Annotated in this window: 16 protein-coding genes; 6 read left to right on the top strand and 10 right to left on the bottom strand. The window is 65.5% G+C overall.

The window, feature by feature from the left end; all coding sequences use genetic code 11:
- Positions 1-34: 34 nt before the first annotated feature.
- Together E5A73_RS03565 and rimO are read right to left on the bottom strand one after the other, a co-directional pair.
- Complete coding sequence (locus E5A73_RS03565; protein ID WP_135962383.1) at positions 35-949, bottom strand: hypothetical protein; 915 nt, start codon at positions 947-949, stop codon at positions 35-37.
- Between the two features lie 77 nt (positions 950-1,026).
- On the bottom strand, positions 1,027-2,355 hold the full coding sequence (rimO, locus tag E5A73_RS03560; protein WP_135962382.1) for a 30S ribosomal protein S12 methylthiotransferase RimO: 1,329 nt from the start codon (positions 2,353-2,355) through the stop codon (positions 1,027-1,029).
- 91 nt (positions 2,356-2,446) lie between these two features.
- Here rimO and E5A73_RS03555 point away from each other — a divergent pair, with 91 nt between their 5' ends.
- Positions 2,447-2,848 (top strand): DUF1761 domain-containing protein, encoded by a 402-nt coding sequence (locus E5A73_RS03555; protein ID WP_135962381.1) that lies wholly within the window; start codon positions 2,447-2,449, stop codon positions 2,846-2,848.
- A gap of 48 nt (positions 2,849-2,896) precedes the next feature.
- On the opposite strand, the gene E5A73_RS03550 is transcribed toward E5A73_RS03555, so the two are convergent.
- From E5A73_RS03550 to serS, 5 genes are read right to left on the bottom strand one after another with little or no spacing between them, the layout of a single operon-like run.
- Complete coding sequence (locus E5A73_RS03550; protein ID WP_135962380.1) at positions 2,897-3,250, bottom strand: DMT family protein; 354 nt, start codon at positions 3,248-3,250, stop codon at positions 2,897-2,899.
- Positions 3,247-4,254 carry a potassium channel family protein gene (locus tag E5A73_RS03545; RefSeq protein WP_135962379.1) on the bottom strand — a complete coding sequence of 336 codons (1,008 nt, stop codon included), beginning with the start codon at positions 4,252-4,254 and terminating at the stop codon, positions 3,247-3,249. Before E5A73_RS03545 ends, E5A73_RS03550 begins: the two co-directional genes overlap by 4 nt.
- A complete protein-coding gene (locus E5A73_RS03540) occupies positions 4,254-5,306 on the bottom strand; it encodes a M23 family metallopeptidase (RefSeq protein ID WP_135962546.1) in 1,053 nt (350 codons plus the stop codon). The genes E5A73_RS03545 and E5A73_RS03540 overlap by 1 nt, the downstream gene beginning before the upstream one ends.
- Before the next feature lie 58 nt (positions 5,307-5,364).
- Positions 5,365-6,129, bottom strand: a complete 765-nt coding sequence (surE, locus tag E5A73_RS03535) for a 5'/3'-nucleotidase SurE (protein ID WP_135962378.1) — start codon at positions 6,127-6,129, stop codon at positions 5,365-5,367.
- Positions 6,129-7,400: a serine--tRNA ligase gene (gene serS / locus E5A73_RS03530; RefSeq protein WP_135962377.1), complete on the bottom strand. Its 1,272-nt coding sequence runs from the start codon at positions 7,398-7,400 to the stop codon at positions 6,129-6,131. The genes surE and serS overlap by 1 nt, the downstream gene beginning before the upstream one ends.
- 91 nt (positions 7,401-7,491) lie before the next feature.
- Between serS and E5A73_RS03525 the strand changes: the two genes are divergently transcribed.
- On the top strand, positions 7,492-7,947 hold the full coding sequence (locus E5A73_RS03525) for a host attachment family protein (RefSeq protein ID WP_135962376.1): 456 nt from the start codon (positions 7,492-7,494) through the stop codon (positions 7,945-7,947).
- 87 nt (positions 7,948-8,034) lie between these two features.
- Here the strand turns inward: E5A73_RS03525 and E5A73_RS21190 are convergent, their stop codons facing one another.
- Positions 8,035-8,928: a hypothetical protein gene (locus tag E5A73_RS21190; protein WP_168355788.1), complete on the bottom strand. Its 894-nt coding sequence runs from the start codon at positions 8,926-8,928 to the stop codon at positions 8,035-8,037.
- Between the two features lie 349 nt (positions 8,929-9,277).
- On the opposite strand from E5A73_RS21190, the gene dksA reads away from it, so the two are divergent.
- Together dksA and E5A73_RS03510 are read left to right on the top strand one after the other, a co-directional pair.
- The gene (gene dksA / locus E5A73_RS03515) at positions 9,278-9,745 is read left to right on the top strand and encodes an RNA polymerase-binding protein DksA (RefSeq protein ID WP_135962375.1); all 468 of its coding nucleotides are present in this window, start codon (positions 9,278-9,280) and stop codon (positions 9,743-9,745) included.
- 111 nt (positions 9,746-9,856) lie between these two features.
- Positions 9,857-10,228 carry a PilZ domain-containing protein gene (locus E5A73_RS03510; RefSeq protein ID WP_135962374.1) on the top strand — a complete coding sequence of 124 codons (372 nt, stop codon included), beginning with the start codon at positions 9,857-9,859 and terminating at the stop codon, positions 10,226-10,228.
- Between the two features lie 84 nt (positions 10,229-10,312).
- Here E5A73_RS03510 and E5A73_RS03505 read toward each other — a convergent pair whose 3' ends face one another.
- Positions 10,313-10,465 (bottom strand): YdcH family protein, encoded by a 153-nt coding sequence (locus E5A73_RS03505; protein WP_135962373.1) that lies wholly within the window; start codon positions 10,463-10,465, stop codon positions 10,313-10,315.
- Between the two features lie 147 nt (positions 10,466-10,612).
- Between E5A73_RS03505 and E5A73_RS03500 the strand changes: the two genes are divergently transcribed.
- Both E5A73_RS03500 and E5A73_RS03495 read left to right on the top strand, forming a co-directional pair.
- Entirely contained in the window at positions 10,613-10,810 is a 198-nt protein-coding gene (locus E5A73_RS03500; protein WP_135962372.1) for a YdcH family protein, read from the top strand.
- A gap of 57 nt (positions 10,811-10,867) precedes the next feature.
- Positions 10,868-11,344, top strand: coding sequence for a DUF1465 family protein (locus E5A73_RS03495; RefSeq protein ID WP_240699993.1), 477 nt, complete (start codon positions 10,868-10,870; stop codon positions 11,342-11,344).
- A gap of 6 nt (positions 11,345-11,350) precedes the next feature.
- On the opposite strand, the gene E5A73_RS03490 is transcribed toward E5A73_RS03495, so the two are convergent.
- Positions 11,351-12,292 (bottom strand): NAD(P)H-dependent flavin oxidoreductase, encoded by a 942-nt coding sequence (locus E5A73_RS03490; RefSeq protein ID WP_135962371.1) that lies wholly within the window; start codon positions 12,290-12,292, stop codon positions 11,351-11,353.
- Between the last annotated feature and the right edge of the window lie 20 nt (positions 12,293-12,312).

Genomic DNA, 12,312 nt, shown 5'->3' with positions numbered 1-12,312 from the left:
CTGCCTGAGATCCCGGCGTTCGCCGGGATGACGGTTACGCGCGAGGCTTCACCTTCGGTGCGCACAGCGCAAGCGCGCGGTCGATGATATGGAGCAGGCGCCGGCGGCCTTCCGACAGGCCTTCGGCGTCATCGCCGCGATCGAGCGTCTCGAAGTTCAGATATTTCAGCCCATGGAGCACGGCGTAGTTCGATAGCGAACCGTCACTGGCGACGACGCGCTCCTGGACGACGTTGAAGTCCGCGGCGACCATCCGGTCGCGGCAGAAAGCGGTGCTCGGGCTCTGCTTGGGGCGATAGGTAGCGAAAGCGACGGTGTCGTCATCGTCCCACGGCCAGGCGCGGCCCTGCGAGGGGCTGGGGGTCAGCACGTCGTCGCAATAGCGAATCGAGATCACGCCCTGGCCGAGCGGATCGGACTGGTTGCAGCGCGATTCGCCAGTGTCGAAGCCCCGCGCATTGGTGTGGAGCGCGATCACCGGCATGCCCGGTTCGAGGTCGGCGAGGATGCGGCGGGCATAGCCTGGCAGCGCGCCGTCGAAATTGCGGTTGGGATCGATCGGGCGGCCATAATCGACAGCCTGGTTCATCCGGATCCCGTCGTTCGCGACCCCCGCATCGACTGCGATCAGCGTACCGCCATATTTGCGCACTGCCGCCAGCCCGGCCTCGAACCCGGCATTCTCGTTGTCATGGGGCACGAACCACAGCGGGCCCGCGCGGCGGCGGACATTGGCGATCCGCCATAGCCGCCACGCCGCGCGCTCCTCGCGGAACTCGATTCGGCTGACCTTGAGGCCCTTCCATTCGGCAGGATCGCGATGCCGGGCGAAGTCGTCGTCCTGCACCGTCAGCGGGTCGACGCTGCGCACATGCGTGCCGGGGTCGCCCGCGCTGGCGCTGGCGAGCGATAGCCAGCCAAGGCCGGCGAGAAGCACAATGCGGATCATCCGATGGCGAGCATAGGGGCTGCCCGTCGGCTGTCACCCGTCGCTTGGCCGCAGGCTATGCCCCGCGCAACACACGCTCAGGCAAGCGGCACGCCGTAGAGGTCGTGCTCGTCGGCGTCCTCAATTGCCACCCTTACGATGTCGCCCTGCTTCAAATGCCCCGCATCGCGCAGGAAGACCTCGCCGTCGATTTCGGGCGCGTCGGCCTGGCTGCGGCCGGTGGCGCCGTCGTCGCCGACGTCGTCGATGATCACTTCGAGCGTGCGGCCGATCTTGGCCTGGAGCTTGGCGGCGGAGATCGCCGCGGTCTTCTCCATCACCCTTGCGTAGCGCTCTTCCTTGACTTCCTCGGGCACTTGATCGGGCAGGAAGTTGGCCGAGGCGCCCTCGACGGGCTCGAAGCGGAACGCGCCGACGCGGTCGAGCTGGGCTTCTTCGAGCCAGTCGAGAAGATATTGAAAGTCCGCCTCGGTCTCGCCGGGGAAGCCGACGACGAAGGTCGAGCGGATCGTGATGTCCGGCGCGATCGCGCGCCAGCCGCGCAGCCGCTCGAGCACCTTGGCCTCGTTGGCGGGGCGGCGCATCCGGCGTAGCACGCTGGGGGAAGCGTGCTGGAACGGGATGTCGAGATAGGGGAGGATCAGCCCCTCGGCCATCAGCGGGATGACCTGGTCGACATGCGGGTAGGGATAGACATAATGCAGCCGAACCCAAGGCGCGATCTTGCCGAGCTCGCGCGCGAGATCGGTCATGTGGGGGATCACTTCCTGCCCCTTCCACATCCGCGGCTCCTTGCGGATATCCACGCCGTACGCCGAAGTGTCCTGGCTGATGACCAGAAGTTCCTTGGTGCCCGCCTCGACCAGCTTCTCGGCTTCGCGGAGGATCGCGTCGGGGCGGCGGCTGACGAGGTCGCCGCGAAGACTCGGGATGATGCAGAAGGCGCAGCGGTGGTTGCAGCCCTCGGAGATCTTCAGATAGCTGTAATGACGCGGAGTCAGCTTGAGCCCGGCATCGGGGACGAGGTTGACGAAGGGCGAGGGCGGCATCGGCGCCGCATCGTGGACGGCGCCGACGACTTCCTCATATTGGTGCGCACCGGTGACTGCGAGCACCTTGGGGAAGCGCGCGCGGATGAGCTCGGCTTCCTTGCCCATGCAGCCGGTGACGATCACCCGGCCATTCTCGGCGATCGCCTCGCCGATCGCTTCGAGCGACTCTTCCTTTGCGGAATCGAGAAAGCCGCAGGTGTTGACCAGCACGATGTCGGCGCCTTGGTAGTCGGGCGACATCGCATAGCCGTCGCTGCGCAGCTTGGTGAGGATGCGTTCGCTGTCGACGAGATTCTTCGGACAGCCGAGCGACACCATCCCGATGCGAGGGGACTCAGGGAGTTTGGTTGCCATGATTGCCGCGCGACATAGGCATTTTGCGGGAAATTGCTAGCCGGGGGTTTCCGGCGTAGCTTCACCACCCTGCAGGTGCGGGGAGGGGAAGATGCATATTCACTGGCTGGCGATCGGGCTGGCGGCGGTTGCCGGTTTCGTGGTGGGCGGGCTGTGGTACGGCCCGTTGTTCGGCAAGGCGTGGATGCGGGCCCGCGGAATCAGCCATGAGCAAGCGGCGAAAGGAAACATGCCGCTGATCTTCGGCACGACCTTCGTGCTCAACCTGATCGCCGCATTCATGCTCGACCATCTCTATGCGACCTATGACGCGCCGCTGGGGCTGCATTATTCGCTGGTGATCGCGGCGATCGTCGGCGTCGGCTTCATCGCGACGTCGATCGGGGTGAACTATCTGTTTTCGCGCCAGCCGAGGGCGTTGTTCCTGATCGATGCGGGATATTGGATCACGATCTATCTGGTGATGGGGGCGATCCTGGGGCTGCTGCGCTAGATATCGCTTGTGACCATGGCCTCGCCGGGATGACGGTCGGGACGGGGCCTAGGCCGAGGCGATCGGTGCGCGGAACAGGAAGAACGCGCCGGCTGCGATCAGGGCGAACCCGATCATGTGGTTCACGGTAATCTTCTGGCCCAGATAGAGAATCGAGAATGCCGCGAACACGGCGAGCGTGATCACTTCCTGGATGCCCTTCAGCTGGGCTGCCGAATAGACGTTGCTGCCCCAGCGATTGGCGGGAACGGCGAGCATATATTCGGGAAGCGCGATCAGCCAGCTCACCAGGATCACGAGGACCAGCGGCGCGGCCTTGAACTTGAGGTGACCGTACCAGGCGAAGGTCATGAAGACGTTCGACGCAACGAGCATCGCAATGGGCAGCAACCGCTCGATCATGCGGTGACGATCTCGACGATCAGGTCGCCTGCCTTCAGCGCTGCGGCCTCGGGTGCCTTGTGATCGAAATGCGCGTCGCCGCGATAGATGCGGAGGCCGAGGCCGGTCCGGATCGCAGCGAGGGGCTTTCCGACCTCGTCCGGCAGTACCGGGCGTTCGGAAAGCTCGACTTCGCCGTGATAGGAGGCGAGGTCTGTCAGATAGCCGGAAAGGTGCGGCCCCGTGCACGAGCCGGCGAGCAGCAGTCCGGCGAAGCTCACCGGGTTGACCACCGTCGTCGCCCCGGCCGCCCGCGCGGGAAGTTCGTTGTCCTCGTTGCGGACGATCACGCTGATCGGAATCGCCGACGCCAGATGCCGCGCAGTGAGCGTGATCAGGATCGACGTGTCGTCGCGGCCGGCGCAGACGATCATCGATTCGGCGCTTTCGATCCGGACGTCCTTGAGGATCTGGTCGCGAGTCGCGTCGGCCTGGAGGACGATGCAGCCGCATTCCTTGGCGCGGCTGAGATTCTCCTCGCGCGTATCGATCACCACGATGCGTCCGCTATCGGTACCGCGCGCGATCAGTTCGTCGACGGTCTCGGCGCCGGTGGTGCCGTAGCCCGCCACGATTATGTGACCCGAAAGGGTCCGCTGGATCACTGCCATACGCCATTTGTCCCAGGTGCGCTTGAGCACGAAATTATACGCGGTGCCGAGGAAGAGCAGCACCACGAAGACGCGGATCGGTGTCACCACGAACGCATCGAACATCCGCGCCGAGGTGCTGACCGGCACGATGTCGCCATAGCCGGTGGTGGTCACCGAGATCGAGGTGAAATAGAGGATGTCGAGGAAGCTGACCTGACCGTCGGCGCTGTCCCGCAACCCGTCGCGCTCGAGCCAGTGTACCCCCACCGCAAGCGCCAGCAGGCCCAGCACCGCGAGCACCCGCCAGCTGATCGAGACCCAGATCGGCAGGCTCGACTTGCGTTTGAGCGTCGCAGGCGGAAGCACCGCCATCAGCGCGCGGGCAGCCTCGATACCGGATCGACCGGCGTGCGCCCCTGGCGGATTTCGAAATGGAGTTCGGGGCGGTCGGTGAAGCCCGAATTGCCGGAGAGCGCGATCATCTGGCCCTTCTTCACCGATTGGCCGCGCTGCACAAGCAATTGTCCGGCATGGCCATAGACCGTCGTGGTGCTGTTGCCGTGCTTGACGATGACGAGGCCGCCGAGCGCGGGAACGTCGCTGCCGACATACGCGACGACGCCGTCCGCGGCGGCGAGCACCGGCGTATCGAGCGGCACCGCGATCTTGATCCCGTCATTGCGCTCGCCGCTCCTGCCGGGGCCGAAGCGCTTCACGATCGAACCCTTCACCGGCCAGGCGAACTGGCCCGCGACGCGCCGGACCGGCGCGGCAACCGGGGTCGTCGCCGGCAGCACGCGCGACGACGATGCGGTAGGCTTTGCCGGCCTGGCATTCGCCGCGAGCGCGGGCTCGCCGCCGGTGAGGATGTCGTCGATATCGAGGTGGAAGCGCGCGGCGCGTTCCTCGATCGTCTCGGGGCGGGAGCTCGGTACCAGCAGCCGCTGGCCGGTGCGCAGGATATAGGGCTCCGCGAGCGCATTGCCGGACACGATCCGCGACCATTCGACTCCATAAGCGCGGGCGATCGCGATCCCGGTCTCGCCGGCGCGGACGAGATGATAGCGCCCGCCGGGGATGGTGAGGCGCTGCCCGGGCTGGATGACGAACGGCGCGATCAGGTTGTTGGCCCGTGCGATCGCCTCGGAGCCTGCGCCGGTCCTTGCCGCGATCGAGCGGAGCGACTCGCCGGGCTGGACGACATAAATAGAGCTCGACACGAGCTTCGCATCGGGCGTGACTCGGCGCGCTTCCCAGGCGGGCGGCGGTGCAGGCAATGCGCGTACATCCTGATCGATCGAGCGGCGCTCGAATTGTTCCTGCTGGCGATTTTGCTCCGGCGCCTGATAGGCGCGCGGTCCTCGTCCGGCCTCGGCCGGTATGCAGCCCGAGATCAATATGACGCCAAACGGCAGTGCCCCCATCCGGCGCATTGCAAACCCCCCTTACCCCTTGAAAATTTATTAAGGTAAGCGCGGCCGCTTAACAATAGAGCGACTTGAGACCCTCCAGCGAGTCGCGATGAGTCAGGTCGAGATGGAGCGGAGTCACCGTGATCCAGCCTTGCTCGATCGCCTCGAGATCGGTGTCGGGATCGGGGGTGTGCGGCAGCCGGCTCATCACCAGCCAGTAATAGGGAAAGCCGCGCGGATCGACGCGCTTGTCGAGCCCGGCGCGGCCATAATCGCGCAAGCCCTGCGCGACCGGTTTGATCCCCTTCACCGCGTCGGCAGGGACCGACGGGAAGTTGATGTTGACCAGGGTGCGCGGCGCCCAGGGCGCATCGAGCAACGGCCGCAGCGCGCGTTCGCCCCAGGCCTCGGCGGTCTCGAAGGGGACCTGATCGCCCATGCCGGTGTGTGCGTAACGCTGGCTGAGCGCAACCGAGCGGATCCCGGCGAGCGCCCCCTCCATCGCGGCGGAGACGGTGCCCGAATAGCTGACGTCCTCGCCGACATTGCCGCCGCGATTGACCCCCGACAGGACCAGATCGGGGGGCGAGCCCTTCATCGCCTCGCCGAGCGCGAACATCACGCAATCGGTCGGCGTGCCGCGGACTGCGTAGCGGTTGTCGCCGGCGCGGCGGACGCGGAACGGCTCGGTCAGGGTGAGCGAGCGGCTCTTGCCCGATTGCTCCTCGGCGGGGGCGACCACGGTGATGTCGTCCGAGATCGTCCGGGCGATCCGCTCGAGCACCGCGAGTCCGCGCGCGTGAATGCCGTCGTCGTTGGTGAGCAGGATGCGCATCAGCGTGGCTCGAGCCGGTTGAGCCCGCCGAGATAGGGCTGCAGCACTTCGGGAACCGCGACCGAGCCGTCTTCCTGCTGGTAGTTCTCCACCACGGCGACCAAGGTGCGGCCGACCGCCAGCCCCGATCCGTTGAGCGTATGCACGAAGCGCGTGCCTTTCTCGCCTTGCGGTCGATAGCGCGTGTTCATCCGGCGGGCCTGGAAGTCGGTGCAGGTCGAGCAGGACGAGATCTCGCGATACCGCGCCTGTCCGGGGAGCCAGACTTCGAGATCATAGGTCCGCGCCGCCGAGAAACCCATGTCGCCGGTGCACAATTTCATCCGGCGGAAGTTGAGGCCCAGCCTGGTCAGGAGGTCTTCGGCACACGCCGTCATCCGCTCGTGCTCGGCTTCGGACTGGTCGGGCGTGGTGATCGAGACCATCTCGACCTTCTCGAACTGGTGCTGGCGGATATAGCCGCGGGTGTCGCGTCCCGCCGAGCCGGCCTCGGAGCGGAAGCAGGGCGAGAGCGCAGTGAAGCGCAGCGGCAGGACCTCCTCCGACAGGATCTGCTCGCGCACGCTGTTGGTCAGGCTGACTTCGGAAGTCGGGATCAGCCAGCGGCCGTCGGTCGTCTGGAAGCTGTCCTCGGCGAATTTGGGGAGCTGGCCGGTGCCGAACATCGCTTCCTCACGGACGAGCAGCGGGACGACGGTCTCCTCATAGCCATGATCGCGAGACAGCGTGTCTAGCATGAACTGGCCGAGCGCGCGGTGGAGGCGCGCCGCGCTGCCGCGGACGAAGGTGAAGCGCGAGCCGGCGAGCAAAGCGCCGGTCTCGAAATCCAGGCCGAGCGCGGGGCCGATCGCGTCGTGCTCCTTCGCTTCGAAGGCGAAGACGGGCTGCGTTCCGCGTTCGTGGACGAGGGCGTTATCGTCTTCGTCGGTGCCTTTGGGAACGTCGGCGAGTGGGAGGTTGGGGATTGCCGCGAGCAGGGTTGTCAGTTCGGCACCCGCGGCCTTTTCCTCGGCGTCGATCGCGGGCATCCGCTCCTTGAGCGCGGCGACTTCGGCCATCAGGTCGGTCGGGTCATCGCGCCGGGCCTTGGCCGCGCCGATCGCCTTCGATGCTTCGTTGCGGCGGGCCTGAACGGTCTGCGCCTCGTGGATAAGCGCGCGGCGGCGCTCGTCCAGCGCCAGCAACTCGGCCGAGCGCGGCGCCAGCCCACGCTTCGCCAGACCGGCGTCGAATGCCTCGGGATTTTCGCGGATCGAGCGGATGTCGTGCATGGCGGGGCGTATGGCTGCGCGCGCCCAGCCGCGCAACCCTGCGGCGTGCGGGCGCGTTGGAGGACCAGTCCAGAAACGAAGGAGATGAGCAATGCAGGTTCCGCACGATACGGTCGTGGTGGTCGCGGATGGCCGGAAGATGCTGTTCCTCAGGAACGAGGGCGATGCCGCCTTTCCGAACCTGCAAGTCGAGAAGAAAGTCGTCGACAACCATAATCCATCGCATAGCGAGCAGGCGACCGACCTGGCCGGCGGCGCGTCGAGCACCCGCGGCGGCGGGCAATGGGGCGGGGGCAGCATGGGCGAGGTGGACTTCCACCAACTCGAGGAAGACCGCTTCGCCGCCGATACAGCGGCGCTGCTCAAGAAGCGTGCGCTCGCCCAGGATTTCGAATCGCTGATCATCATCGCGCCACCCAAGACGCTGGGCGAGCTGCGCAAGCATTATCACAAGGAAGTCAGCGACCGGCTCAAGGCCGAAATCGCCAAGGATCTGACCGACCATACGGTGGCGCAGATCGAGGAGGCACTGGCGCGAGCGGAGTAAGCGCATGTCGCCCCGGCGAAAGCCGGGGCCTCAGGCGGCAAGCGAACGGCTTCGGCGTGCGAGATCCCGGCTCTTGCCGGGGTGACGTTATGCGGCGGCCGCGACCTTCTTCTTGCCGAAGCGCTTGCGGGCGACGAGCGCCGCCGCAGCGCCGCCGAACAGCAGGATCATCGGCGGGGCGGGGACCGGCTCGGGGCCGCCCGGAGGCGATGGCGGAGGATTGTGACCGCCGCCGCAATGCTTGCCCCATTTGCAGCCCCAGCTGCTCGACGTGCTCCAGCCGCTCGACGTGCTCCAGTTTCCGCTCGACGAGGTGCTCGACGACGTCGACGAGGACGTGGAAGACGATGTCGACGATGAAGTCGACGAACTTATGCCGCTCGAAGTCGAAGTCGATGAACCGCCGGTCGAAGTCGAAGTCGAAGAGCCGCCAGTCGATGTGGACGATCCGCCCGACGACGTGCTGGTCGAAGAGCCCCCGCTCGAAATCTCGATGTTGATGCCGCTGCTGCCCGAACTGCTGCCCGAGCTGCCGAAGAAGCCGCCGGCGAAGAACCCTCCGCCGAAGCCGCCGCCATAGCCGCCGGAGCCACCGACGACGCCCGCCGCCGCGGCGCTGCTTGCAGCCACCGCCGGCATTTCGCGCGGCGGGAGCGGGATTGGGGCGCCCTGCGTGGTCACGACGACCACCTGGGGCTGCGCCTGGGTCGTCGTGGTGACGACGCGGCGCACGAGCTTCTTGCGCACGACGCCGGCAACCGGCCCCTTGCGGACGACGCGCTTCTTCGCGACCGAATATTGCTGCACGACGCTGGGCTGCGTCACGCGCTCGACGGCATAGACGCCGCCGCCGCCGATGACTGCGCCGCCACAGGCACATGCGCAGAGTTTCGCCAAGGCCATGCGAACCGACATGATGTCCCACTCTTCCTGTTGCTGGCGCCTCGCTCCCCACGGGACCGTCAGCAGCTTCTGCGCCATCAATGCGCAAGAAACGCAAAACAAAACATTAAGCGCAAGCGAAACGAGGGGCATTTACCTTGTTCTTGGACTGTTTTTTTTGTCCGCCGCGTTGAGCTTATGGTTAATGTACGGTTTCGGAACGGTTCGAGAGCCTGCCGCATCGTTACTTGTGAAGAAGCGCGGTTAACGCCGGCCATCTGCGACTCTTGTTCAGGCGCTGCTAATTTCCCCCATGTTATCGGGAATTAGACAGCGCGCCTGTCATAATAGCGCGCTTGTTAATGGGCTTGGGCGCAAGTATAGGGCGTGCGGGCAAAAGGCAGCGTCCAGCGGCTTGGCAACTGGGCGACCGGTTTGGAGAGTGGGGATGGCTACGGTTTTGGAACGCTCGGAGGACTCGGGGAAACACTTTCCTCCCGCGGCAAATGACGGCGACGACGGCTATCGGCCGCGCAGTGACGAACCTTTCATGAACCCGCGGCAGCAGGAATATTTCCGCGACAAGCTCCTGGCATGGAAGGATGCGATCTTCCGCGAGGCGGCCGGAACGCTCAACCAGCTCCAGACCGATTCGCTGCGCGAGGCTGATCTCACCGATCGCGCCTCGAGCGAAACCGACTGGTCAATCGAGCTGCGCACCCGCGATCGCCAGCGCAAGCTGATCTCCAAGATCGACGCGGCGCTGCGCCGGATCGAGGAAGGCGAATATGGCTATTGCGAAGTGACCGGCGAGCCGATTTCGCTCGCCCGGCTCGAGGCACGGCCGATCGCGACGATGACGGTCGAGGCGCAAGAGCGCCACGAGCGCAACGAAAAGGTCTCGCGCGACGAATAGCGACATAAGGGGTCGTGCGATTTTTTACAGCGCCGGCCTTCAAATTTACGCTTTTGTCAGGGATTGCTGTTCTAATTAGCGCATTGAATTTTTTGCTTTAGAGCAGCTCCGATGGACCAGTTCTCTACCGATTCCGTGAACGCGCTCTCCGCCGACGATTTCGCCGGTCAGCGCAACGGCTCGCGCGACAGCCTGATGCTGACCGCGCAGTTCCGTTTTGTCGGTGACGACAAGATCGCACACGTTCGCGTGCGCAATCTTTCCTCCGGCGGACTGATGGCCGAATATGCCGCGCCGGTGGAGATCCGTACTCCGGTGGAGATCGAAGTGCGCGGCGTGGGCTGGGTCAAAGGGCGCATCGCCTGGGCCACTGACGGCCGCGTCGGGATCGCTTTCGACATCGAGATCGACCCTATGCTGGCGCGCAAGCCGGTGGGCAAGGGCGGGCAGAGCTTCACCAAGCCGGTGCTGACGCGGCGCTGATCGCGCCGCCAAGATTGCCATCGACATCGGAAGAAGGTGCGACCGCAAAGCCGCACCTCCCGGACAAAGCCGTGGACGGCGGCGCTAGCGGCTGAGCTCCTCCTTGACGCGCAGCTTCTGCTTCTTCAAATCCGCGATCAATATCTGGTCCGGCAAGGGCCGTTGCGACTCGGCTGCGATCTTGCGATCCAAAGTCGAGTGTTTGGCATTGAGTGCCGTGAAATGCGCGTTCTGCATGGAAGCATTACTCCTTCGATAAGCGCCGGGGGGATCCAATAAATCACCTTTCGAACCGCTTGTCGCCCCCCGTATTCGGCGCAATCGACAGCCCGCGGAAAAGGCGCGATGGTTCGTTGTTACCTGTACGCGCGTAAGGGGACGGAGATGGACGAAACCGAGATTCAGCGGCGGCTCGAGGCGCTCAGGACCGAGCATCGCGATCTCGATACTGCAATCGAAGCGCTGGGTCAGACCGGGTCGGCCGATCAGCTGCAGCTCGCCCGGCTCAAGAAGCGCAAGCTACGGCTGCGCGACGAAATCTCGCAGCTCGAAGACGAACTGGTCCCGGACATCATTGCCTGATCTCCCGGGCCGGGACGGAAGTCTCGTGATATTAAGCATTCAACTGGCGCGCCCGTTATGGCACTTCAGTCGGGGATGATGGAGAAGGCAACCTCGGCGATTCATCGCAGGCTGGTCGATTCGCTCTATGTCGAGGCGATGCTGCTGGCCGATGAGGCGCGCGCTTATTTCGACGTGGTCGGACGCGCCGAGCGCGAGTCGCTGGAAGCGCTGAGCCGCGTGACCTTTTCGTGCGAGTCGCTGAAGGTCACCACGCGGTTGATGCACATCATCGCCTGGCTGCTCACGCAGCGCGCGGTGCAGGCGGGGGAGATTACGCCCGTCGACGCGCTAGCGCCGTCGCGGCGGCTGGGCGAGGCGCCCGATACCGATGGCACGACGCTGCAAGCAATGCCGACCCAAGCGCGATCGATCATCGCCACCAGCATCGAGCTGCACCGCCGCGTCGCGCGCCTCGACGCTTCGCTCGACGAGCCGGTGGTCGATGACAGCCCGGCGCGCCGAATGTTCGCGCGGCTTTCCGCTTCTTTCTAATTCCAACTAAATCAGCGCCGCTTTCGCAGCCGCATATTCCTTCTTCAGCCGCTCGATCTTCACCGCGGCGGGCTCGACCGCAGTCACCGCGCCGATCCCCTGGCCCGATCCCCAGATTTCCTTCCACGCCTTGGCGCCGCCGAAGTTCATCGCGCTGGGATCGCTCTCGGGCAGCTTGTCCGGATTGAGGCCCGCGGCGACGACCGAGCTGCGCAGGTAATTGCCATGGATGCCGGTGAACAGGTTCGAATAGACGATGTCCGCGGCGCGGCCCTCGACGATGCCCTGCTTGTAGGCATCGACGGCGTTGGCCTCGTCGGTCGCGATGAAAGGTGAGCCGATATAAGCGAGGTCGGCGCCGAGCACTTGCGCCGCCAGCACCGCGCGGCCGGTGGCGATCGCGCCGGACAGGATGATCGGCCCGTCGAACCATTCGCGGACTTCCTGGACAAAGGGGAAGGGGTTCAGCCGCCCGGCATGCCCGCCCGCCCCGGTGGCGACGAGGATCAGCCCGTCGGCGCCCTTTTCGACTGCCTTGTGCGCGAAGCGATCGTCGATGACGTCGTGGAGCGTGATCCCGCCCCAGCTATGCACCGCGTCGTTGAGCTCGGGCCGCGCGCCGAGCGAGGTGATCACGATCGGCACCTTCCACTTGGCGCAGGTGTGGAGATCGGCTTCGAGCCGGTCGTTCGAGCGATGGACGATCTGGTTGACCGCGAAGGGGGCGGCCGGCACGTCGGGGTTGGCGCGGTCCCAGGCGGCGAGTTCCTCGGTGATGCGGTCGAGCCATTCGTCGAGCAAGCTCTGCGGCCGGGCGTTGAGCGCGGGGAACGAGCCGACGATTCCCGCCTTGCATTGCGCGATGACCAGATCGGGCACCGAGATGATGAACAGCGGCGAGCCGATGACGGGGAGCCGGAGGCGGTCGAATATCGGGGGAAGGGCCATGGACCAGTTTTGTAGCGCAA

The organism is Sphingomonas gei (assembly GCF_004792685.1).
Lineage (GTDB): Bacteria > Pseudomonadota > Alphaproteobacteria > Sphingomonadales > Sphingomonadaceae > Sphingomonas > Sphingomonas gei.
This window is presented reverse-complemented; position numbering and strand designations above follow the sequence as displayed.